The 19,291-nt window shown below is 63.2% G+C and carries 18 protein-coding genes; 12 read left to right on the forward strand and 6 right to left on the reverse strand.

Annotated features, from left to right (window positions below; all coding sequences use genetic code 11):
• Positions 1-100 precede the first annotated feature (100 nt).
• The 4 genes from glmU to cfaB all read left to right on the forward strand — a co-directional run bounded on the left by glmU (position 101) and on the right by cfaB (position 5,711).
• Complete coding sequence (gene glmU, locus D6Z43_RS20225) at positions 101-1,465, forward strand: bifunctional UDP-N-acetylglucosamine diphosphorylase/glucosamine-1-phosphate N-acetyltransferase GlmU (RefSeq protein WP_120653848.1); 1,365 nt, start codon at positions 101-103, stop codon at positions 1,463-1,465.
• Between the two features lie 142 nt (positions 1,466-1,607).
• A complete protein-coding gene (locus tag D6Z43_RS20230) occupies positions 1,608-2,375 on the forward strand; it encodes a DeoR/GlpR family DNA-binding transcription regulator (RefSeq protein WP_120653849.1) in 768 nt (255 codons plus the stop codon).
• A 15-nt stretch (positions 2,376-2,390) separates the two neighbouring features.
• Complete coding sequence (gene glmS / locus D6Z43_RS20235; RefSeq protein ID WP_120653850.1) at positions 2,391-4,226, forward strand: glutamine--fructose-6-phosphate transaminase (isomerizing); 1,836 nt, start codon at positions 2,391-2,393, stop codon at positions 4,224-4,226.
• A gap of 297 nt (positions 4,227-4,523) precedes the next feature.
• On the forward strand, positions 4,524-5,711 hold the full coding sequence (gene cfaB, locus D6Z43_RS20240; RefSeq protein ID WP_120653851.1) for a C17 cyclopropane fatty acid synthase CfaB: 1,188 nt from the start codon (positions 4,524-4,526) through the stop codon (positions 5,709-5,711).
• On the opposite strand, the gene folE2 is transcribed toward cfaB, so the two are convergent.
• Positions 5,699-6,589, reverse strand: a complete 891-nt coding sequence (gene folE2 / locus D6Z43_RS20245) for a GTP cyclohydrolase FolE2 (RefSeq protein WP_120653852.1) — start codon at positions 6,587-6,589, stop codon at positions 5,699-5,701. The genes cfaB and folE2 overlap by 13 nt on opposite strands.
• Positions 6,590-6,655: 66 nt before the next feature.
• Here folE2 and dksA point away from each other — a divergent pair, with 66 nt between their 5' ends.
• From dksA to D6Z43_RS20260, 3 genes are read left to right on the forward strand one after another with little or no spacing between them, the layout of a single operon-like run.
• Positions 6,656-7,075, forward strand: a complete 420-nt coding sequence (gene dksA, locus D6Z43_RS20250) for an RNA polymerase-binding protein DksA (protein WP_120655318.1) — start codon at positions 6,656-6,658, stop codon at positions 7,073-7,075.
• Between the two features lie 11 nt (positions 7,076-7,086).
• On the forward strand, positions 7,087-8,295 hold the full coding sequence (gene zigA / locus D6Z43_RS20255) for a zinc metallochaperone GTPase ZigA (protein ID WP_120653853.1): 1,209 nt from the start codon (positions 7,087-7,089) through the stop codon (positions 8,293-8,295).
• Positions 8,295-8,939 (forward strand): DUF1826 domain-containing protein, encoded by a 645-nt coding sequence (locus D6Z43_RS20260; RefSeq protein ID WP_120653854.1) that lies wholly within the window; start codon positions 8,295-8,297, stop codon positions 8,937-8,939. Before zigA ends, D6Z43_RS20260 begins: the two co-directional genes overlap by 1 nt.
• A gap of 10 nt (positions 8,940-8,949) precedes the next feature.
• Here the strand turns inward: D6Z43_RS20260 and D6Z43_RS20265 are convergent, their stop codons facing one another.
• Positions 8,950-9,297, reverse strand: coding sequence for an NADH:ubiquinone oxidoreductase (locus D6Z43_RS20265; RefSeq protein WP_120653855.1), 348 nt, complete (start codon positions 9,295-9,297; stop codon positions 8,950-8,952).
• A 79-nt stretch (positions 9,298-9,376) separates the two neighbouring features.
• Here D6Z43_RS20265 and D6Z43_RS20270 point away from each other — a divergent pair, with 79 nt between their 5' ends.
• Positions 9,377-10,342 (forward strand): GTP-binding protein, encoded by a 966-nt coding sequence (locus D6Z43_RS20270; RefSeq protein WP_120653856.1) that lies wholly within the window; start codon positions 9,377-9,379, stop codon positions 10,340-10,342.
• Between the two features lie 277 nt (positions 10,343-10,619).
• Here the strand turns inward: D6Z43_RS20270 and D6Z43_RS20275 are convergent, their stop codons facing one another.
• The 3 genes from D6Z43_RS20275 to D6Z43_RS20285 form a co-directional block, all read right to left on the reverse strand.
• The gene (locus D6Z43_RS20275; protein ID WP_120653857.1) at positions 10,620-11,921 is read right to left on the reverse strand and encodes an MFS transporter; all 1,302 of its coding nucleotides are present in this window, start codon (positions 11,919-11,921) and stop codon (positions 10,620-10,622) included.
• A gap of 310 nt (positions 11,922-12,231) precedes the next feature.
• Positions 12,232-13,572, reverse strand: coding sequence for a sigma-54 dependent transcriptional regulator (locus tag D6Z43_RS20280; protein ID WP_120653858.1), 1,341 nt, complete (start codon positions 13,570-13,572; stop codon positions 12,232-12,234).
• Entirely contained in the window at positions 13,569-15,329 is a 1,761-nt protein-coding gene (locus D6Z43_RS20285) for an ATP-binding protein (RefSeq protein WP_256660890.1), read from the reverse strand. Before D6Z43_RS20285 ends, D6Z43_RS20280 begins: the two co-directional genes overlap by 4 nt.
• 112 nt (positions 15,330-15,441) lie before the next feature.
• Here D6Z43_RS20285 and D6Z43_RS20290 point away from each other — a divergent pair, with 112 nt between their 5' ends.
• Both D6Z43_RS20290 and D6Z43_RS20295 read left to right on the forward strand, forming a co-directional pair.
• Entirely contained in the window at positions 15,442-16,320 is an 879-nt protein-coding gene (locus D6Z43_RS20290) for an alpha/beta fold hydrolase (RefSeq protein WP_120653859.1), read from the forward strand.
• Positions 16,317-16,622, forward strand: coding sequence for a hypothetical protein (locus D6Z43_RS20295; RefSeq protein WP_256660891.1), 306 nt, complete (start codon positions 16,317-16,319; stop codon positions 16,620-16,622). Before D6Z43_RS20290 ends, D6Z43_RS20295 begins: the two co-directional genes overlap by 4 nt.
• 113 nt (positions 16,623-16,735) lie before the next feature.
• On the opposite strand, the gene D6Z43_RS20300 is transcribed toward D6Z43_RS20295, so the two are convergent.
• The gene (locus D6Z43_RS20300; protein ID WP_120653860.1) at positions 16,736-17,146 is read right to left on the reverse strand and encodes a DUF3301 domain-containing protein; all 411 of its coding nucleotides are present in this window, start codon (positions 17,144-17,146) and stop codon (positions 16,736-16,738) included.
• A gap of 257 nt (positions 17,147-17,403) precedes the next feature.
• On the opposite strand from D6Z43_RS20300, the gene D6Z43_RS20305 reads away from it, so the two are divergent.
• Complete coding sequence (locus D6Z43_RS20305) at positions 17,404-17,787, forward strand: DUF2946 domain-containing protein (protein WP_120653861.1); 384 nt, start codon at positions 17,404-17,406, stop codon at positions 17,785-17,787.
• A 90-nt stretch (positions 17,788-17,877) separates the two neighbouring features.
• The gene (locus tag D6Z43_RS20310; protein WP_120653862.1) at positions 17,878-19,251 is read left to right on the forward strand and encodes a PepSY domain-containing protein; all 1,374 of its coding nucleotides are present in this window, start codon (positions 17,878-17,880) and stop codon (positions 19,249-19,251) included.
• Positions 19,252-19,291 lie beyond the last annotated feature (40 nt).

Raw genomic sequence — 19,291 nt, forward strand, 5'->3', positions numbered from 1 at the left:
AAGGCTTCATTGTGGATAAGTAAAAGGGTAGCCTTGGCTACCCTTTTTCTTTTCCGGTTTTCCGGTTTTCGCTTACCAGCCTGATTCGGTGATCCTCTCCATGTCCCTCGATATAGTCATCCTCGCCGCTGGCCAGGGCACGCGCATGCGTTCGACCCTGCCCAAGGTCCTGCATCCCGTGGCCGGCAAGGCCATGCTCGGTCACGTCATCGATACCGCGCGCGAGCTCGAGCCCAAGGGCGTCCATGTGGTGATTGGCCACGGTGCTGAAACGGTACGCGAGCGACTGGCCGCGGACGACCTGAATTTCGTCTTGCAGGCCGAACAACTGGGCACTGGCCATGCCGTCGCCCAGGCCCTGCCGGAGCTTTCTGCCGAGCGAGTGCTGATCCTTTACGGCGACGTACCGCTGATCGAGGTGGAGACGCTGCAGCGCCTGCTGGAGAAGGTGAAGGACGATCAGCTTGCCCTGCTCACAGTGGACCTGCTCGATCCCACCGGCTACGGCCGCATCGTCCGTGATGCTGCGGGCGTGGTGAAGGCCATCGTCGAGCACAAGGATGCAACCCCCGAGCAGCGCGCCATCTGCGAAGGCAACACAGGCATCCTCGCCGTGCCTGGCAAGCGCCTGGCCGATTGGCTTGGACGGCTCTCCAACAACAATGCCCAGGGCGAGTACTACCTCACTGACGTCATTGCAATGGCAGTGGCGGACGGCCTGGTAGTGGCCACGGAGCAGCCCCATGACGCAATGGAAGTGCAGGGCGCCAATGACCGCATCCAGCTGTCTGAACTCGAGCGCCATTTCCAGAAGCGCGCTGCCCGCCGCCTGATGGCGCAGGGCGTGACCCTACTGGACCCCGCCCGCTTCGACGTGCGTGGCGAAGTGAAAGTAGGCCGCGATGTGCTCATCGACGTGAACGTCATCCTCGAAGGCCGTGTGGTGATCGAAGACGGTGTGCAGATCGGCCCTAACTGCGTCATCAAGGACAGCACCCTGCGTCGTGGGGCAGTGGTCAAGGCCAACAGCCACCTGGAAGGCGCCGAACTGGGTGAGGGCGCCGATTGCGGTCCCTTCGCGCGTCTGCGTCCGGGGGCGGTGCTGGGCGCGAAGGCCCATGTGGGTAACTTCGTCGAGCTGAAAAACGCCGTGATGGGCGAGGGCGCCAAGGCCGGTCACCTGGCCTACCTGGGCGACGCCGAGATAGGCGCGCGCACCAACATCGGTGCCGGCACCATCACCTGTAACTACGACGGTGCCAACAAGTTCCGCACTGTCATGGGGGAGGATGTGTTCATCGGCTCCAACAGCTCGCTGGTTGCACCGGTCACTTTGGGCGATGGCGTCACCACCGGTGCAGGCTCTACCATCACTCAGGACGTACCGGCTAACACCCTGGCTGTAGGTCGCGCCAAACAGCGCAATATCGAAGGCTGGAAGCGTCCGGTGAAGATCAAGAAGTAGTCTGTGGAAAACCAGGGTTGTGGATAACTCACGACCCGAACAAAAAGGCGGCCCAGGCCGCCTTTTGTCGTTTTCGGGGTTGACGCGAAAGCTTCGTTAGGTTTTGATTCGCGCCATTATATTTCGAAACGAAACTTCTTAGATGACGAAACGCAACACGCCTCAGCGCCGCCACGCGATCCTTGCAATGCTCGACGAGCAGGGCGAGGTGAGTGTCGACGAGTTGGCCAAGGCTTTCGCCACTTCCGAAGTGACTATCCGCAAGGACCTCACCGCCCTCGAAAAGAACGGTTTGCTGCTGCGTCGCTATGGTGGTGCCGTGCCGATGCCGCAGGAACTGATCGGCGAAAACAACCAGCCGGTGTCGTCCTACAAGCTAGCCATCGCCCGAGCGGCCGTCGGCTGCATACGCGAGCACGCGCGCATCATCATCGACAGCGGCAGCACCACTGCCGCCATGATCCCGGAGCTTGGGCACAAGCCGGGTCTGGTCGTGATGACCAACTCGCTCAACGTCGCCAACGCCCTGCGCGAACTGGAGCATGAACCTGTGTTGCTGATGACGGGTGGCACGTGGGACCCGCATTCCGAATCGTTCCAGGGCCAGGTAGCCGAGCAGGTCTTGCGCTCCTACGATTTCGATCAGTTGTTCATTGGCGCCGACGGTATCGACCTGCAGCGCGGTACCTCCACCTTCAACGAACTGCTGGGCCTCTCGCGGGTTATGGCCGAGGTGGCGCGCGAGGTGATCGTCATGGCCGAGTCCGACAAGGTCGGCCGACGCATACCCAACCTGGAGCTGCCCTGGAGCAGCATTCATACCCTGATTACCGATGAGCGCCTTTCTACCGAAGCGCGCGAACAGATAGCCGCGCGTGGGGTCAAGCTGATCTGCGCGCGCATAGATTGAGATAGGAGAACAGTCATGTGTGGCATCGTTGGCGCCATCGCCGAGCGTAATATCACCCCAATCCTGGTCGAGGGCCTGAAGCGCCTTGAGTACCGTGGCTATGACAGCGCCGGTGTCGCGGTCTACACCAACGACGGTGCGCTGGATCGCCGCCGCAGAGTAGGCAAGGTGTCTGAACTGGAGCAAGCCCTCGCTGAACAACCCCTGCTTGGCCGTCTGGGCATCGCCCACACCCGCTGGGCCACTCACGGTGCCCCCAGCGAGCGTAATGCTCACCCGCACTTCTCCGGCAACCAGCTGGCGGTTGTCCACAACGGCATCATCGAGAACTACGAAGCCTTGCGTGAGCAGCTCAAGGCGCTGGACTACGTGTTCACCTCGGATACCGACACCGAAGTCATCGTGCATCTGCTGAATCACAAGCTGAAAACCATCCCTGACCTCGCCGATGCGCTCAAGGCCGCCGTGCCGGAGCTGCATGGCGCCTATGGCCTGGCGGTTATCAGCGCCAGTCAGCCGGACCGCCTGCTCGCCGCCCGCAGCGGCAGCCCGTTGGTGATCGGCCTGGGCCTGGGCGAGAACTTTCTTGCTTCCGACCAATTGGCCCTGCGCCAGGTCACCGACCGTTTCATTTACCTGGAAGAGGGCGACATCGCCGAGATCCGCCGTGACAGCGTGCAGATCTGGGACGAGCAGGGTCGTGCCGTGCAGCGTGAGCAGGTGCAGTATCACGAAGGTGCCGAAGCTGCCGATAAGGGCGAGTACCGCCACTTCATGCTCAAGGAAATCCATGAGCAGCCCAAGGTCGTCCAGCGCACCATGGAAGGCCGTCTCGGCGCTGACCATGTGCTGGTGAACGCATTCGGGCCGCGTGCGGCTGAGCTCTTTGCCAAAGTGCGCAATGTGCAGATCGTCGCCTGCGGCACCAGCTACCACGCCGGCATGGTCGCGCGTTACTGGCTAGAAGACCTGGCCGGTATCCCCTGCCAGATCGAAGTAGCCAGCGAGTTCCGTTACCGCAAGGTAGTGGTCCAGCCGGACACCCTGTTCGTCACCATTTCCCAGTCCGGCGAAACCGCCGATACCTTGGCCGCCCTGCGCAATGCCAAGGAACTGGGTTACCTGACCAGCCTGGCCATCTGTAACGTTGGTACCAGTTCCCTGGTGCGCGAATCCGACCTGACCCTGCTGACCCAGGCAGGTCCGGAAATCGGTGTCGCTTCTACCAAGGCCTTCACTACCCAGCTGGTTGGCCTGTTGCTGCTGACGCTGTCGCTCGGCCAGGTGCGCGGTACCCTGGAAACTGGCGTCGAAGCCCATCTGGTGGACGAACTCCGTCGCCTGCCGACTCGCCTGGGCGAAGCCCTGGCAATGGACAAGACCATCGAGAAAGTGGCCGAACTGTTCGCCGAGAAGCACCACACGCTGTTCCTTGGCCGTGGCGCGCAATATCCGGTGGCGATGGAGGGATCGCTGAAGCTCAAGGAAATCTCCTACATCCACGCTGAAGCCTATCCGGCCGGCGAGCTCAAGCATGGCCCGCTGGCGCTAGTGGACAGCGATATGCCGGTGGTCACCGTTGCCCCAAACAACGAGCTAGTGGAGAAACTCAAGTCCAACCTGCAGGAAGTTCGAGCTCGGGGCGGCCAGCTGATCGTCTTCGCCGACGGCGAAGCCGGCATCGACAATGGAGAGGGGACTCACGTGGTGGCCATGCCGCACATCGACGATGTACTGACGCCGATCCTCTACACCATCCCGCTGCAGCTGCTGTCCTACTACGTCGCCGTGCTCAAGGGCACCGACGTTGACCAGCCGCGCAACCTGGCGAAATCGGTAACCGTGGAGTAACGCGGTTTCTGGTTGAATGACGGCGCCCCTTGGGCGCCGTTTCTATTTTGGGCAATAGGTGAAGGATTCAGCCTCCCGCTTGGGGGCGGGAACATATGTCCAAGCGGTATCACGAATGCAATGCAAAGCCGCTTGAATCGTTGCCGTGTTCAGGAGGTCAAACCTGCTGAGCGGGCCGGAATGCCGGATTGAAGGTGCTTGCGGCCGGCGCTATCGAGAGAAACTATCAACTCGATAGCCTGACAACTTTATAGGTTGGTCTACCTTTCCAGTGTTCTTGGTGAAGGAGGAGTTCCTATGCTTGCGCAACTTCCGCCGGTCATCCGCGATCTGAAATTACCCCTGCGGGTGCTGCTCTGGGACGGCAAGGAGATCGAACTTGGCCCCAACCCCACCGTGACCATGAGGTTGAAGGATCCCAGCGTGGTCTCCTTGCTGGCGCGACCCAGCCTCGACACTCTGGGAGCCGCCTATGTGGAAGGACGTCTGGAGCTGGATGGGCCGATCCTGGAGGTTATTCGCGTCGGCGATGCCCTGAGCGAGGCGATGATCGGCAAGGAGGATGAGTCGGTGCCGGCGCGCCAGTCCCACGACAAGGCCACCGATGCCGCTGCCATTTCCTACCACTACGACCTGTCCAACGATTTTTACGCTCTATGGCTCGATCGGGAGATGGTTTACTCCTGCGCCTATTTCCCCACCGGCACCGAGGACCTCGGGACTGCACAGCTGGCCAAGCTACACCACCTCTGCCGCAAGCTTCGCCTCAAGGCTGGCGAGTACTTGCTCGATGTCGGCTGTGGCTGGGGTGGGCTGGCGCGCTTCGCCGCACGCGAGTATGGCGTTCGTGTATTCGGCATCACGCTGAGCCGTGAACAGCTGGCCCTGGCGCGTGAGCGGGTGAAGGCCGAGGGGCTTGAGGGCCAGGTCGAGCTGGAACTGCTGGACTATCGCGACCTGCCGCAGGATGGCCGCTTCGACAAAGTGGTCAGCGTCGGTATGTTCGAGCACGTAGGTCATGCGAATCTGCCGGTGTACTGCCAGCGCCTGTTCGGCGCAGTACGCGACGGCGGGTTGGTGATGAACCATGGCATCACCGCCCGGCATCCCGACGGTCGTCCAGTCGGCCGCGGCGCTGGGGAATTCATCGACCGCTACGTATTCCCCCATGGTGAGCTGCCGCATCTGGCCACCATGGTGACCGAGCTGAGTCTGGCTGGAATGGAAGTGGTGGATGTGGAAAGCCTGCGGCTGCACTACGCGCGGACCCTCGAACTCTGGAGCGCCAATCTGGAAGCCAATCTTGCCAAGGCCTCCAGGCTGGTGCCCGAACAGGCGCTGCGTATCTGGCGGCTGTATCTGGCGGGATGCTCCCATGCCTTCCAGAAAGGTTGGATCAATCTGCACCAGATCCTCGTGACCAAGCCCCATGCAAATGGCTCCCATGAGTTGCCCTGGAGCCGCGCCGACCTCTACCCCGGATAGCGCCAGGCATATTCGGCGACGGCGTCGTGCGCGTGGAGGCTCTCTGCGTGCACGACCCGTAGTCGGAACCCCTCCTGCCAATCCTGCTGTTGCAATGCGCTGCCCAGGCGCCTGGCGGCATCCTCGCAGAACATCAGATTTTGGCCATTGGCCAGGGCGAAGGCCTGTTCGTCTGCGCGCCTGACTGCGGTCTGTACAGCTGTGCCGAGTGCGGCTTCCGCCAGGTCGGCCAGGCGCCGAAGCGGCATGGTTCCCTCCGCGCCCAGGCGCAGCCAGATCGTGGCATTGCTGCGCTGGCTATGGGGCGTTGCGACGATTCCTTCAATACTCCCCAGCCAGGCAAGTACCTGTTCCGGGTCCAGTTCGTGGCCGGAAAAATCTTCGGCGAAGCGCTGCTGGATCAATTGTCGGGCCAGGGCTGCTGAGCACGGGCAAGTGGAGGAATAGGCCAACTGCAATTGAAGTTCCACGTGAAACCCCCATGGATCCTGGCGTGCACAGACTTCGAAGGGATAGCTCTTCCAGCCAGCTAGTTGGCTCACCAGGGCCGGACGCTGCAACAGAACCTCCCCATGCAGCCGCAAGCTGGCACTGGAGGACAAGCCCCGATGGCTGTCGAGGAAGCGATCCAGGACCCGGTGCAGCTGCTCAGCGGAGACCTCCTCCTGCTCCAGTTCCTCCAGTGCCAGATAGAGACGCGACATATGGATGCCACGGGCGCTGCCGTCATCCAGGCTGACCCCGGCATCGACGCGGGCGGTAATACGCTGCCCTTCCAGCAAAATTGGTTGGGCGATACCGCACATGCCGACCCAGTTCAGGGGGAGGGAGAGGGAGGCACTTTCGGAGGCTACATCCGGCAAGACGATGGCATTCATCGGGAGGCTCTTGAAAAGAATGAACAATGTTATGTTATAACAAATTAAGCATTGAAGATCGCCACCATGCCAGACATTTCCCTCAGCCGCGAAGAACTCCTGGCCCAGCCTGCCGAGGCCTATATGAACCGGGCACAGCGGACGTTCTTCCGCAACTTGCTGGAACGCCAGCGCGAAGAACTGCGTCAGCACATCGACAGTGAATTTGGCGCCCTGCGAGAAGTCGAGCCCGTCAGCGACGCCCTCGACCTCGCCAGCCGGGAGGAACAGCGCCTCTGGCAACTGCGGTTACTGGAGCGGGACAAGCGGCTGCTGGACAAGATCGACGACGCCCTGGAACGCCTGGCCAGGGGCGATTACGGCTGGTGCGAGGAGAGCGGCGAGCCCATCGGCTTGCGCCGGCTGCTGTTGAGGCCAACCGCAACCCTCTGCCTCGAAGCCAAACAACGCCAGGAACTCAAAGAACGCCACCAGCGCCCCGCCTGAAGGACACCACCATGGACACACGCCTCCCCGTCACCCTGCTTTCCGGCTTCCTCGGCGCCGGCAAGAGCACATTGCTCAACCACGTGCTGCGTAATCGAGAGCGATTGCGCGTGGCCGTGATCGTCAACGACATGAGCGAGATAAACATCGACGCCAGCGAGGTTCAGCGCGATGTCAGCCTGAACCGTGCGGAGGAGCGCCTGGTGGAGATGAGCAATGGCTGCATCTGCTGCACCCTGCGCGAAGACTTGCTGGAAGAAGTCAGCCGGCTGGCCCGCGAAGGTCGCTTCGATTACCTGCTGATCGAATCCACTGGCATCTCCGAACCGTTGCCCGTGGCTGAAACCTTCACCTTCCGCGACGAGCAGGGTCGCAGCCTCTCCGACCTGGCGCGCCTCGACACCCTGGTAACGGTCGTGGATGGGGTGAACTTCATGCGCGACTATCAGGCTGCTGAAGACATCGCCAGCCGTGGTGAATCTCTTGGGCCGGATGATGAACGAGCGATCAGCGACCTGCTGATCGAACAGGTGGAATTCGCTGACGTGCTGCTGATCAGCAAGGCCGACCTGATCTCCAGCGCCGAGCGTGACGAGCTGACCGCGATCCTGCGCCACCTCAACCCGGGTGCCGAAGTCTTGCCAATGGTGATGGGGCAGGTGGACCTCAGGCGCTTGATCGATACCGGCCGCTTCGACTTCGATCGCGCCGCCCAAGCGCCGGGCTGGCTGAAGGAGCTGCGAGGAGAGCACAAGCCTGAAACCGAGGAGTACGGCATCGCGTCCACGGCCTATCGCGCGCGACGCCCCTTCCATCCCCAGCGCTTCTTCCGCTTTCTCGACCGCCAGTGGAGCAATGGCCGTCTGCTGCGATCGAAGGGCTACTTCTGGCTGGCCAGCCGTTACCGCGAGGCGGGCAGCTGGTCCCAGGCAGGTGGATTGATGCGCTACGAGCTGGCGGGTTCCTGGTGGCGCTTCGTCCCCCGCGAACGCTGGCCCCAGGACCAGGAAGAACTGCACAGCGTCATGCAGCACTGGACTCCGGATGTGGGTGACTGTCGCCAGGAACTGGTATTCATCGGGCAGGGCATCGACTTCGAACGTATGCGCGCCGAGCTGGACGCCTGCTTGCTGGATGACGAGGAAATGGCGCAAGGACCGCAAGGCTGGTCGTTGTTGCCTGACCCTTTCGACCCCTGGCATGTCGGGGAGCTCGCCTGATGTTGGTGAACCTGTCGAGCTGCCCGCCCCGGCAGCTACAAGGCGACAGCCCGGATGTTCTGGCGGAGGTGCTGCGGGACGAGGTCAACCTCGCCATCTGGCAACGCCAGCTTCCACCGCATGTCCAGGGCTTCGCCAATAGCCTGCTGGGCTTGGGCGAACCGCTGGCCGAGTCCCTGTGCATTGAGCTGCAGGAGGGTTACGACAGCCCTGAACTCCCCACCCTGGCTGCCGGATTCGCCGATCTGGAGGGCTATCAGGGCTTCGTCGCCGACGTTGGCTGGCTGGTGCGGGCCTTCGCCTGCCTGGTGGACGCGCGGCGCATTGGGCTGCGCCTGCGCCGCCTGGACAGGGCCATGTGCCCGCGCTTTCACGTCGATCATGTGCCGCTACGGTTGATTACCACCTACGTGGGGGCTGGTAGCCAATGGTTGCGGGACGGTGCAATGTCCCGTTCAGCTCTGGGCGATCCGTCCGCTGAACCGGCTGGGGATGTGGATAACCAGCAGTTGGCTGCGGGTCACGTGGCGCTGTTCAAGGGCGAGAAGTGGCTGGGCAATGAAGGCCGTGGAATTATCCACAGGTCGCCCCAGCTTACGCCCGGAGAAAGCCGCTTGCTGCTCACGCTGGATTGGCTGGGGTAGGTGCGAAGCCCTATTCCCACTTTCCCTGGCTCTGGGTTTCGCAGAAAGGCTTCAGGTAGCGCGCATCGCTGGCGACGCCGTAGTAGTGGATGTCCTGGCGGTACAGCTGGTTGCTGACCTTGGCATTGCGACAGACGCCAAAAGCGCCGGTGGGGCAGTTATCCACAAAGCTCACCTCCACTTTCTGCCCTTTCATTTCCGGCTTGCAGAAGCCGTCACGAAAGAGTTGCGGCGGGATGCTACGGTTCTCCTGACAGAGCTTCACGTCCAGTCCATCGCCCTGGCTGTGGACAACACAGGCTTCGGCATGGGCTTCGACTGAGAGCAACAGCAGCAAAGGCAGCAAACAGGCGCGCATCGGAGGTCTTCCAGAACATGAAGGCAGCGACTCTAGCACGGCGCTTTCTAAGCGGGTTGTGAGCAAGCACCATATCCCAATGCTTACCCACATCCCTACCCATCTCATCGCCGGGCCCTTGGGCGCCGGCAAGACCAGCCTGATCCGTCAGTTGCTGGCACAACGGCCTGCCCACGAACGCTGGGCGGTCTTGATCAACGAATTCGGCCAGATCGGCCTGGACGCGGCACTGCTGGCCAGCAGCGACGACGGCATCGCCATGGCCGAAGTAGCAGGCGGCTGTGTCTGCTGTGTCAACGGCGCGCCCTTCCAGGTTGGGCTGGGCCGGCTACTGCGCAAGGCACGGCCGGACCGGCTGCTGATCGAACCCTCCGGACTCGGACACCCTGTCGAGCTACTGCGACAGCTACGCGAACCGCCGTGGGAGGGCGTTTTGGCGCTACAGCCGAGCGTCATGGTGCTGGACGCGGCGGCGCTGGCTACGGGCCAGCTACTGCCAGACAGCCAGCGGGAGGCGCTTCTGGATGCTGGCTTAGTGCTACTAAACAAGGCCGAAGGCCTGGATTCGGCTACCTGTGAACAACTTGCCGCAACATTGCCAAGTGTTCCCCGGCTGTGGACGACGCACGGCATGCTAGATATACAGCAGCTTCCAGGAATCCATGCACAATCTGGAAAAACTGTTGGTATCAACGACTTACCAACAGGTGTGGATAAACAACCGATTCTGTGGAGAAATTCTGCCGAACCGGTCTGCCAGATACAGGCCGGTGATGACGGTTGGAGCATCGGTTGGCGTTGGCATCCGAGCCAGCGATTCGATCCGATCCGCCTGCAGACTTGGCTGGCCAGCCTGCCCTGGCGCCGCGCCAAGCTGGTGGTGCAGACCAGCGCTGGCTGGCTGTCCGGCAACTTCCTGGGAGGCGCACCGATCCATTGGCAGGCCAGCGAATGGCGCAAGGATTCGCGATTGGAACTGATATTCGCCGGTCCCCAGGACGAGGCGGCGTTGAAGGCTGGAATGGCGGCTTGCCGCCTGGGCTGAGAGAAGGTTTGTGGATGGCCGGTGTCGATTCGCCTGCCCGGGCTCGCAGGATGAAACCGCTTGGGTAGGGGACGCTGTGTGTTCAGCCGGGGGATATAGGTGACAGGTGCCGGTCCAGGCCAAGCGAACTTCGCTGCCCCGTTCAAAGCAAAAGCGCGAACCTGCGGTTCCCTTGGCGATTGAAATCGCCCCTACAAGGAACGCACCCGGATGCATTCCCCCGGAAACGAAAACGGGCCCCGCAGGGCCCGTCTGATGCTGTCGATCCTATCCGGGATCAGTCCATACGCGAGTGGGTGCGGGTGTCCTTCATGAAAACGTACACCAGCAGCGAGCAGGCGATGCAGGCGGTGACGTACCAGTAGAAGCCGCTCTCCATGCCGATGCTCTTGAACCACAGGGCGATGTACTCGGCGGTTCCGCCGAAGATGGACACGGTCAGCGCATACGGGAGTCCCACGCCCAAGGCGCGGATTTCGGTGGGGAAGAGCTCGGCCTTCACCACGGCGTTGATCGAGGTGTAGCCGCTTACGATGATCAGCGCCGCCATGATCAGGAAGAACGCACCCCACCAGGTCTCGATGGTGTGCAAGGTGCTGAGGATCGGGTAGGTGAACAGGGTGCCCATCACGCCGAAGGCGATCAGGATCGGGCGACGGCCGATCTTGTCGGAAAGCCCGCCGACAATTGGCTGCAGCAGCATGAACAGGAACAGAGTGGCGGCCGAGATCATGGTCGAGTCGTCCTTGCTCATGCCCACGGTGTTCACCAGGTACTTCTGCATGTAGGTGGTGTAGGTGTAGAAGGCCAGGGTGCCGCCCATGGTCAGGCCGACCACGGTCAGTACTTCCTTCGGGTGGCGCAACAGGGTGCGCAGCAGGCTTTCCTTCGGCTTGTCCTTCTTCTTGGTGAAGGACTCGGTCTCTTCCATGCCGCGACGAAGGAACATGGCCACCACCGCGCACAGGGCGCCGATGAAGAAGGGTACGCGCCAGCCCCAGCTTTCCAGCTGTTCGGTGGTCAGGGTCTGCTGGAGGATGATCAGCACCGCCAGGGCGATGAGCTGGCCGGAAATCAGGGTCACGTACTGGAAGCTGGAGAAGAAGCCGCGTTGCTCCTTGGTTGCCATTTCCGACAGGTAGGTGGCCGAGGTGCCGTATTCACCGCCCACCGAGAGGCCCTGCAGCAGGCGCGCGACCACCAGCAGGATCGGGGCGGCGACGCCGATGGTTTCGTAGCTCGGGGTCAGGGCGATGATCAGCGAACCGAAGCACATCAGCAGCACCGAAGCCAGCAGGGCAGCCTTGCGGCCCTTGCGGTCGGCGTAGATACCCATCAGCCAGCCCCCGATGGGGCGCATCAGGAAGCCGACGGCGAAGATCGCTGCGGTGTTGAGCAATTGGGCGGTCATGTCGCCCTGGGGGAAGAAGGCTTTGGCGAAGTACAGCGAGAACGCGGCGTACACGTACCAGTCGTACCACTCGACCAGGTTGCCGACCGAGCCACTGAAAATCGATTTGATGCGTTGCGATGTCGTGCGGGGTTCTGCAGAGGCAGCCAGGGTGCTGGAGTTATCCATCATCTTTCCTCGACGCGTAGTTGTTGTTGTGGAGGCGCTGCTCTGTGGCGGCGCGCTTGGGCACTGGGCACTTAGCAGGAGCTGTGCCAGGGGAGGAAAGGCCCGGAATAGAGGGGTTTCAACGTGATACTGCGGCGCTCATGCGCGGAATCCTGCCGATGCCTGAATGGCGATGAGCAAGATTCCGCCTATCTCGAAGCTCAGGCAGGTCACTGTTTGTGGGGGCGATTTCAATCGCCAAGCGGGCCGCAGGTTCGCCCTTCGATCTGTCAGACGGCCGCGGTGCTGCCCTTGGCGAATGAATGCGCCCCTACAGATCCTCACCGCGGAGGAATTCACTGCGCGCCAGGCCGTGGCGGGCCATCTTTTCGTTGAGGGTGCGGCGTGGCAGCTGCAGCAGGGTCATCACGGCCTTGATGTCACCCTGGCTACGCGCCAGGGCCTGGCGCAGGCATTGTGCTTCGTAGGCTTCCATCAGCTCGGCAAGGGAAGGCTCGCCGTCCTTGCGCTCAGCCTGCCCTGTGGATAACCCCAGGACATGGCGTTCGGCGGCGTTGGACAGCTCGCGTACGTTGCCCGGCCAGTCGTGGGCCAGCAGCTGCGCGAGCTCCGCCGGGGTCAGGATGGGTTGCGGCCGTCCCAGGCGCTCGCTGGCCTGACGGGCGAAATGTTCAAAGAGCAGGGGAATGTCCTCGCGCCGCTCGCGTAGGGCCGGCAGCTGCAACTCAGCCACGTTGAGGCGGTACAACAGGTCCTCGCGGAAACGCCCGGCGCGAACTTCATCGCGAAGGTCTGGCTTAGTGGCGGCAACCACGCGGATATCCACAGCGATGCTCTGGTTCGAACCCAGACGCTCCAGGCGTTGCTCCTGCAGCACCCGCAATAGTTTCACCTGCTGCGCCAGGGGCATGCTCTCGATCTCGTCGAGAAACAGGGTGCCGCCATGGGCGTGTTCGATCTTGCCGACGCGCTTGCCCTGGGCGCCGGTGAACGCGCCGCTCTCGTGGCCGAACAGCTCGCTCTCGAACAGGTTCTCCGGGATGGCAGCGCAGTTCAGCGCCACGAAAGGCTTCCCGGCGCGTGGGCCGAAGTCATGCAGGCAGCGTGCGACCATTTCCTTGCCGGCACCGGTATCGCCCCGCAGCAGGATATTCACCGGGGTTGAGGCCAGATCCAGCACCTGGCGGCGCAACTGCGCCATGGCGCGGGAGACGCCGAGCAGGCGCCCGTCGAGTTCGTCCTTGAGCTCCGCCTGGACCCGCAGGCGACGGTTCTCCTGCACCAGCCGGCGTTTTTCCAGGGCACGGCGCAGGCTGTCCAGCAGGCGCTCGGCGGTGAAGGGCTTCTCGATGAAGTCATAGGCACCCAGGCGCATTGCCTCCACGGCCTGCGGTACGTCGCCATGGCCGGTGACCATCAGGAAGGGCAACTCGCGGTCCAGCGCCTGCACGGCCTGGAGCAAGGCCATGCCACCCATGCCGGGCATGCGCAGGTCGCTGATGACCACGCCGGGGAAATCCCCGTCGAGGTGTTTGAGGCAGTCCTCGGCGCTGGACTCCACCTGCACTTCGAATCCGGAGAGCTCCAGCCACTCGCGCACGGCGTCACGGATGGCCGATTCGTCGTCGACGAAGATCACCTGGGCTGTCATGGCACTTCCTCTCTGGCTTTATCCACAGGCAGGCGCAGGCTGAATAGCGCGCCCTCGGCCTGGTTGGCGGCGGTCAGCGTGCCGCCCAGTTCGTGGACGATGGCGTAGGAAACCGCCAGTCCGATGCCCAATCCGGCACCGGCCGGCTTGGTGGTGAAGAAGGGGTCGAACACCCTTGGCAGGTCTTCCTCGCGAATACCTCCACCGTTGTCGGCCACTTCGAGCAGCCAGTGACCGTCGTCCCGCCGAAGGGTTATCCACAGTTTTGGCTCGGGCTTTCCGGCCACGGCGTCGAGGGCGTTGCGCAACAGGTTGACCAGCACCTGTTCGAGGCGGATGGCATCACCCGAAACCCAGGCCGGCACGTTCAGCTCCTGGCTGATCTGAACGCGGGCATCGCGCAGGTTGGGGGTCAGCAATTGCAGGGACTTATCCACAACGCTACCCAGCTCGAGGCATTCGCGCAGGCCTCCGGGCGTCTTGCGTGCATAGGTCTTGAGGTGCCCGGTCAGGGCGGCCATTCGCTGTAGCAGTTCGTCATGACGCCCCAAGGCCTTGCGCGCTTGCTCCAGTTGGCCGTTATCGAGCATGAGACGCAGGCTCGCCAGGTGCATTTGCAGGGCGGTGAGCGGCTGGTTGATCTCGTGGGCAAGGGCTGTGGACATCTGTCCCAGGGCGGCGAGCTTGGCCGCCTGGATCAGCCCGTCCTGGGCCGTGCGCAGGGCCGCGGTGCGTTGTTCCACCAACTGCTCCAGCTCCTCCCGGCTGCGCTGGCGGATACGAGCCAGGCGCCAGCGCTGGTGCAGGAACAGGGCCAGGAAGAATACCGCCAGCCAGGCTCCACCGGCAGCAAGGCTGGCGGCGCGCGCACTGCTGGCGGCTTCCTGCGGAATGCGCAGCAAATGCAGGGTCCAGCCTTCGCTGGCCAGCGGCAGGCTTTCCCAGAGGTAGTCAGCGGGGCCGTTAGGCCCCTCGACCCGGGCCAGCCGGCTACCTTCGCCGAAATCGACCCGAGTGTTGTGGATAAGTGGCGCAAGGGGCTGCTTGTCGTACTGGCGGGTGGCGGTCATTTCAGCGCGGCCCTCGGCGGAGATGGGCTGCAGCTCGCGGTAGCGCCATCCGGCCTGATTGGCGATGAACACCACGCCACGGGCGTCGCTGACCAGGATGATGTCCGAGCGTTGGCCCCATTCCTGCTCCAGTTCGGGAAACTCCAGCTTCACCACGATGGCGCCGATGAAGGCCTCCTCGATACCGCGCACGGCGCTGGCCAGGAAGTAGCCGGGAATCCCGCTGGTCACCCCTACTGCGTAGAAGCGGCCGCTGCCAAGACGCCGGGCTTCGGCGAAGTAGGGGCGGAAGCCGTAGTTGTGGCCGACAAAGCTGGTGGGCAGACGCCAGTTGCTGGCGGCCACGGCCAGGCCGTTGCGATCCAGCAGTTCAAGGGTCGTGGAACCGGCGGCGCGGTTCATCTGTTCCAGCTTGATGTTGAGGCTGTGCTGGGCATCTTTATCCACAGGTCCGGCCAGTGTCGCGCGTAGCTCCGGGTCCAGCGCCAGCACGGCAGGCAGGGCGCGGAAGCGGTCGATCAGCGTACGCAGGCTGCCGGCGTAGAGCGTCAACTGCTCGCGGGCCTGCTCGCCTTCATCGCGCAAGGCCTGGCGTTCGGCCTGACGGCCGGCCAGATGCATCGCCAGGAACAGACCGGCGAGTAGCAGCAGGATCAGCAGGGCGATGCGCAGTTGGCGGGAGATCAAGGCGTGGTGTCCCCAGGGCAGAGGCGGCGACGATAGCACGGCAGGCCCTGACTACTGCTCCTGGCGGGAGTCTGCGGATACACTTCGCGCAGACAACTTCAAGGCACGTTCGATGCAATTGCTCCCCTGGTCCCACTCCACTTCCGCCGGATTCACCCTGCGCGGCTGGCACACTCCGGCTTCCGGCAAACCGCTCCTGCACTTCCTCCACGGCAACGGTTTCTGTGGCCGCACCTACACGCCCCTGCTGCAAGCGTTGGCGGAAGATTTCGACCTCTGGCTCTGTGATATCCAGGGTCACGGTGACAGCGACCATGGCGGCCGATTCGTGGGCTGGAACCGCAACGCCGAGCTGGCGGTGGAGGCTTTCGAGGCTGGACGCCGGGAGTACGGCGATGTGACGCGGGTGGCGGTCGGGCACAGCTTCGGCGGAGTGCTGAGCAGCCTGATCCTGGCTCGTCACCCGGAACTGTTCAGCCGCGCAGTCCTGCTCGATCCGGTGATCTTCACGCCGGCGATGATCGGGGTGATGGCGTTCTCCGAAGTGCTCGGCCTGCACCGCCGCACCACCATGGCCAGCCGTGCCCGGGCGCGGCGCAATCACTGGGCCGATCACCAGGCCGCGTGGCACGGCCTGCATGGGCGGGGGATCTTCAAGGGCTGGACCGAAGAGGCACTGAACGGCTATGTGGATCACGCTATCAAGGTTGTGGATAACGGCGTCGAGTTGAAGTGCCGCCCGAGTCGCGAGGCGGAAATCTTCAGCTCCTTCCCCAAGCGCCTGTGGCCGTCGCTGGGACGTATCGTCACGCCGACCCTGATTCTCCACGGCCAGCACAGTTACCCCTTCGTGGCCAAGTCGGTGGCGCGCCTGACCGCCCTCAATGGCCACGTTAGTGCACAGGTGGTGGAGGGTGGCCACTGCTTCATGCAGGAATTTCCCCAGGCCAGCGCCGAGCGCACGGCCGAGTTTCTGTTTCGCATGTCATGAGTGACCCGCGCCGGGAAGCGGTGTGGCTGGCGCTCTCCGAGCTCTGGCGCGATATCGAACTGGACGCCGCCAGCCTCGAAAACCTGGCGCGGGTATTGCGCGGCAGCGGTTATCCACAGGACGAGCTGGAGGCCATCTACCGCCTGGAAGTGGCTCCCGTGGTCTGGCTGAATACCTGGACCACTGCGGGTGTCTGGGATGGCTTTGATCCCGCATGGCTGTTCGAAGGTTGTCGGCGCAACCAGAGATTGAGGACGTCGCGCCGACATCGGTGGCGCTGCCGCCTTCTGCGACGGCCATGACGTACGCCGGCGAACACCAATGGCAGGAGCTTATCCATAGAATGCTCCGTGTGATTTCGGGCCGCCCATGAAAAACGGGCCCGAGGGCCCGTTTTCAGATTAATCACTGGCGGTCAGTCCACCCGGCGTTTTTCATCCGGCTTGGGATGATTGCGTCGCCATTCGTTCATGTGGATAACCTTGTCGTCCCGCTCGATCTCGAGGTCTGAGCGGAAAGGATGGGCCTCGACATCGATACGGCCCAGGTGATTGCCGAACATCTGGATGCTGCCGGTCAGACGTTGTTCACCGGTGACGGTGAATTCGAAGTCGTAGATGCGGGCCAGACGGCGGTTGCCCTTGCCATCGCGCACCATTGCCAGGCGGCGGAAGGCAACGTTGCCATCCAGCAGCTCCAGATCGAGGCGCGCGCAATGCTGCTTGGCGAGCGCCAGCGCACGTTCGCGCACACCATGACCGCGCCACAGCCAGGCCGCGCTGGCGGCGAACAACATCAGCAGGAATACGTCAGCCAGGCTCAGCATGTTGGCTCCAGAAACATAGACCCAAGCTTAAACCATCCTCGGTGGTTTCAGAGGGCCACCTCGATACGGATTCTTCCCTGTTGCTTGCCGCGGGAGAGCGTCGCATCGGTGCCGCCAGAGTCAGCTCTACTGCTGCCGAACGGTGTGAATTCCGGAACATCCGGCCTGCGGCCATCTGTCCCAGCGACTAGGCTTCATCCCGAGCAGGCGCTTGGCTAGCATATGCGCCCCCCGTTCGACCGGCATGGAACCTACCTGTGACCCACGGCAGAGCACGACATCGCGGCGCCTGGCTTGGCCTTCTGGCCATGCTGCTGGTGCTCGTCGGTCCGCTGGTGTCCCAGGCGCGGGACATGGGGCAGGGTGGGGTACCGGCGTGGATGGATGAGTTGGCTTGTGCCACCGACCACGGCGCTCCCGGTCATGAACCGTCCATGCCCAGCCACGAGATGTCCTGGGCCAAGTGCGGTTATTGCACCCTGCTGTTAAATTCTCCCGCCCTGACGCAGGCCGGCCTGCACGGCCTGGACCTTGCCGGGCTCGCCAACCCGCAGCCGGCGCTGGCCACCTTGAGCGGCCACGGCGGCAGGGCGATCTTCCCTGGCGCACTGACTCGCGCTCCCCCCGTCGCGCTTTCCTGACCCACGCAAACCTTACCTTCTGCAGTGCATGGCCCGGCCCATACCGGCACCTGTGCGCGCAGGCTACTGGTTCATCAGGGAAGCACGACAATGTCGAAAAACGCTGTCTCCTTTTACAACCTGGCGTGGCGCTGGCATTTCTATGCCGGGCTGTTCGTCATCCCCTTCATGATCATGCTGGCGGTCACCGGCAGCATCTACCTGTTCAAACCGCAGCTGGACAACCTGCTCTACAGCGACCTGATGCAGGTTCGTCCCGCCGGCCCGGCGTTGACCGCCGACCAGCAGCTGGACAAGGTGCGGCAGGCTTATCCACAAGCCGCCGTCAGCCAGTACCTGCCGCCGCTGGATGCCGAGCACAGTGCGCAGTTCGTGGTCAGCCTCGACGGGCGCAAGACCAACCTCTTCCTCGACCCCTACAGCGGCCAGGTGCTGGGCACCCAAGACGCGCAGAACAACCTCCAGGCCATTGCCCGCTCACTACACGGCACCCTGCTGGTCGGCACAGTCGGTGATCGGTTGATCGAGCTGGCCGCTGGATGGGCGATCGTACTGGTGGTTTCCGGCCTCTACCTCTGGTGGCCGCGAGGGCAAGGCATGCGCGGCGTGTTCTGGCCAAGGCTGGCCATTCGCGGGCGACTTTTCTGGCGTGACCTGCATGCGGTGACCGGTTTCTGGGGATCGCTGCTGCTGCTGTTCATGCTGCTCACCGGAATGACCTGGACGGGCTTCTGGGGTGAGAAGTTCGCCGACGTCTGGAACACCTTCCCGGCGGCCATGTGGAACGAGGTGCCCAAATCCGACCAGCAGGCTCGTAGCCTGAACACCGCCGAAGACCAGACCGTGGCCTGGGCGGTGGAGAACACGCCGCTGCCGGCCTCCGATCCGCACGCCGCGCACAAGGGGCATGACATGGCGGCGATGACCATTGGTGCCGGCCAGGTGAGCTTGCAGCAGGTGGTCGACACCGCTAGCGACCGTGGCGTGGTACCGGGCTACAGCATCACCCTGCCGGCTGACGCCACTGGCGTTTTCAGCATCGCCGTGTTCGCCGATGACCCGCGCAACGACGCCACCCTGCACCTGGATCAGTACAGCGGCAAGGTGCTCGCCGATATCCGCTGGCAGGACTACGGCGTTGTCGCCAAGAGTGTCGAGATGGGCGTGGTGCTGCATGAAGGCAAGTTCTTCGGTCTCGCCAACCAACTGCTGATGTTCGGCGTCTGCTTGTTGATCCTGCTGAGCGCCGTGAGTGGTCTGGTGATGTGGTGGAAGCGCCGCCCGCAAGGTTCGCTTGGCGTACCGCCGCTGCGCCATGACCTGCCATTGTGGAAAACCGCGGTGGTGATCATGATCGGCCTCGGTATCGCGTTCCCGCTTGTGGGCCTGTCCCTCCTGGCGATCTGGGGGCTGGACTGGCTGGTGCTGTCGCGCATCGGCGGCAGCAAGGTGGTGGCCGGTTAGTCCGGCCAGCAGGCGCGGTGTTGTTGCCGCGTCCGCAATG

The sequence above is a fragment of the Pseudomonas sp. DY-1 genome, assembly GCF_003626975.1.
Taxonomy (GTDB): domain Bacteria; phylum Pseudomonadota; class Gammaproteobacteria; order Pseudomonadales; family Pseudomonadaceae; genus Metapseudomonas.

Excerpts from the sequence above, each read along its gene's own strand:
- D6Z43_RS20270 (WP_120653856.1), top strand. The coding sequence starts at position 9,377 with ATGCTTACCCACATCCCTACCCATCTCATCGCCGGGCCCTTGGGCGCC.
- D6Z43_RS20300 (WP_120653860.1), bottom strand. The coding sequence starts at position 17,146 with ATGCTGAGCCTGGCTGACGTATTCCTGCTGATGTTGTTCGCCGCCAGC.
- D6Z43_RS20280 (WP_120653858.1), bottom strand. The coding sequence starts at position 13,572 with ATGACAGCCCAGGTGATCTTCGTCGACGACGAATCGGCCATCCGTGAC.
- D6Z43_RS20275 (WP_120653857.1), bottom strand. The coding sequence starts at position 11,921 with ATGGATAACTCCAGCACCCTGGCTGCCTCTGCAGAACCCCGCACGACA.
- D6Z43_RS20260 (WP_120653854.1), top strand. The coding sequence starts at position 8,295 with ATGTTGGTGAACCTGTCGAGCTGCCCGCCCCGGCAGCTACAAGGCGAC.
- cfaB (WP_120653851.1), top strand. The coding sequence starts at position 4,524 with ATGCTTGCGCAACTTCCGCCGGTCATCCGCGATCTGAAATTACCCCTG.
- zigA (WP_120653853.1), top strand. The coding sequence starts at position 7,087 with ATGGACACACGCCTCCCCGTCACCCTGCTTTCCGGCTTCCTCGGCGCC.
- D6Z43_RS20265 (WP_120653855.1), bottom strand. The coding sequence starts at position 9,297 with ATGCGCGCCTGTTTGCTGCCTTTGCTGCTGTTGCTCTCAGTCGAAGCC.
- folE2 (WP_120653852.1), bottom strand. The coding sequence starts at position 6,589 with ATGAATGCCATCGTCTTGCCGGATGTAGCCTCCGAAAGTGCCTCCCTC.
- glmU (WP_120653848.1), top strand. The coding sequence starts at position 101 with ATGTCCCTCGATATAGTCATCCTCGCCGCTGGCCAGGGCACGCGCATG.
- D6Z43_RS20230 (WP_120653849.1), top strand. The coding sequence starts at position 1,608 with ATGACGAAACGCAACACGCCTCAGCGCCGCCACGCGATCCTTGCAATG.
- D6Z43_RS20295 (WP_256660891.1), top strand. The coding sequence starts at position 16,317 with ATGAGTGACCCGCGCCGGGAAGCGGTGTGGCTGGCGCTCTCCGAGCTC.
- dksA (WP_120655318.1), top strand. The coding sequence starts at position 6,656 with ATGCCAGACATTTCCCTCAGCCGCGAAGAACTCCTGGCCCAGCCTGCC.
- D6Z43_RS20290 (WP_120653859.1), top strand. The coding sequence starts at position 15,442 with ATGCAATTGCTCCCCTGGTCCCACTCCACTTCCGCCGGATTCACCCTG.
- glmS (WP_120653850.1), top strand. The coding sequence starts at position 2,391 with ATGTGTGGCATCGTTGGCGCCATCGCCGAGCGTAATATCACCCCAATC.
- D6Z43_RS20310 (WP_120653862.1), top strand. The coding sequence starts at position 17,878 with ATGTCGAAAAACGCTGTCTCCTTTTACAACCTGGCGTGGCGCTGGCAT.